Annotated in this window: 3 protein-coding genes; all 3 read left to right on the plus strand. The window is 70.6% G+C overall.

Annotation, left to right across the window (positions count from 1 at the left end; translation table 11 throughout):
• Positions 1-378: MFS transporter (locus tag ACRDP3_RS23890; RefSeq protein ID WP_431519061.1), on the plus strand; the 378-nt coding region annotated here is incomplete at its 5' end.
• A 25-nt stretch (positions 379-403) separates the two neighbouring features.
• Entirely contained in the window at positions 404-1,615 is a 1,212-nt protein-coding gene (locus ACRDP3_RS23895; RefSeq protein ID WP_431519062.1) for a phospholipase D-like domain-containing protein, read from the plus strand.
• 16 nt (positions 1,616-1,631) lie between these two features.
• The coding region (locus tag ACRDP3_RS23900) for a 2'-5' RNA ligase family protein (RefSeq protein ID WP_431519063.1) at positions 1,632-1,938 on the plus strand (307 nt) is incomplete at its 3' end.

Here is a 1,938-nt window from a genome sequence, read left to right on the forward strand (position 1 = left end):
CCCATTGGCATCATGGGTCTGACCTTCAACGTCACGGCCAACTCCAGCGTTCAGCTCGCCTCGGCCCCGGCGATGCGAGGCCGGGTGATGAGCCTCTACATGATGGTCTTCGTCGGCGGCACACCCATCGGCGGGCCTCTGATGGGCTGGATCACCGACACCTTCGGCGCCCGGGTCGGCTTTCTCTCCGGCGGTCTCGTCTCGGCCGTCATCGCGGTCGGCGTCGGCCTGATCCTGGCCCGGGCCTGCGGCCTGCGGCTGCGGCTGGACCTGCGGCGCGGGCACCGGCACGTGAGGTTCGTGCCGCGGGCCGTGGCGGGTGAGGAACCGGCGGAGACACCTTCACGCGAGCGTGACCGGGTGGCCACCGCCGCGTGAGATTCCGGACCGTATGGTGACCAGCATGAGCATCGCCGAGTCGGCCCGCGCCGACGACACGCCGCCGCGGGCCGCAGCGGCCGCCGAGCGCAAGCAGCAGATACGCAGGCGCCTGGAGCGTCTGATAGGCGTCGCCGCCACGGAGGGCAACGACCTGCGGGTGCTGAGGAACGGGGACGAGATCTTCCCCGCGATGCTGGAGGCGATCCGGGCCGCCGAGTACACGATCGACATGATGACGTTCGTGTACTGGCGCGGCGAGGTCGCGCACAACTTCGCCGCCGCGCTGGCCGAACGGGCCCGCCAGGGGGTGCGGGTCCGGCTGCTGCTGGACGGATTCGGCAGCCGGCTGATCGAGCGCCACCTGCTCGACGACATGGCCGACGCCGGCGTCCAGGTGGTGTGGTTCCGCAAGCCGATGTGGAGCTCCCCGGCCAAGCAGAACCACCGCTGCCACCGCAAGGTGCTGGTCGTCGACGAGACCACGGCCTTCACCGGCGGGGTGGGCATCGCCGAGGAATGGTGCGGCGACGCGCGTAACGAGAACGAGTGGCGCGACACCCACATCCAGGTACGCGGCCCCGCCGTCGACGGCATCGGCGCCGCCTTCGCCCAGAACTGGGCCGAGTGCCACCGTGATCTCTTCGACGACCGCGACCGGTTCGTCGAGCAGGACAGCGCGGGATCGTCCGTCGTCCAGGTGGTGCGGGGTTCGGCCAGCTTCGGCTGGCAGGACATGCAGACGCTGCTGCGCGTCGTGCTGGAGTCGGCGCAGGAACGCGTGCGGCTGGCCACCGCCTACTTCGCGCCCGACGACCGCTTCACCGAACTGCTGTGCGCCACGGCACGGCGCGGCGTGGAAGTGGACATCCTGCTGCCCGGCCCGTACATCGACAAGCGCGTCTCCCGCCTGGCCGGTGAGCGGTACTACGCGGAACTGCTGGACGCGGGGATCCGGGTCTGGCAGTACCAGCCGACCATGCTGCACGCCAAGGTCGTCACCATCGACAGCGTCGTCTCGCTCATCGGGTCCACCAACATCAACCGCCGCTCGCTCGACCACGACGAGGAAGTCATGCTCGCCGTCATGGACGAGTCGTTCACCGAGACGCTGGACCGGCACTTCACCGAGGACCTCGCCGAGAGCAGCCCCATCACGCAGAAGCACTGGCGGCGCAGGTCCGCCGCACAGCGGGTGCAGGAAGCGGCGACCAAGCCGCTGCGCCGCTTCTTGTAGGCATCATGCTTGCCGCATGAGACTCTTCGCGGCCCTGCTGCCGCCCGGTGATGTTCTCGACGGACCCGGCCAACTCGCGGGTGCCGTAAAGGAGATGCGGACTCTGGCGGGTGCGGACCGGCTGCGCTGGACCGAACGGGCGGGCTGGCACCTCACCCTCGCCTTCTATGGTGACGTGGCCGACGACCTGCTGCCCGAGCTGCGGGAGCGGCTCACCCGGGCCGCCGGGCGCCGCCGTCCGCTGCGGCTGCGGCTGGCCGGGGGCGGCCGGTTCGGGGACCGGACGCTGTGGGCCGGTATCGCGGACGGGCCCGGTGATGCGG

It is taken from the genome of Streptomyces sp., assembly GCF_050698815.1.
In the GTDB taxonomy this organism is placed as follows: Bacteria; Actinomycetota; Actinomycetes; order Streptomycetales; family Streptomycetaceae; genus Streptomyces.

What these genes read in the sequence shown, in the direction of transcription:
- ACRDP3_RS23895 (WP_431519062.1), top strand. Translation starts at nt 404, where the DNA reads ATGAGCATCGCCGAGTCGGCCCGCGCCGACGACACGCCGCCGCGGGCC.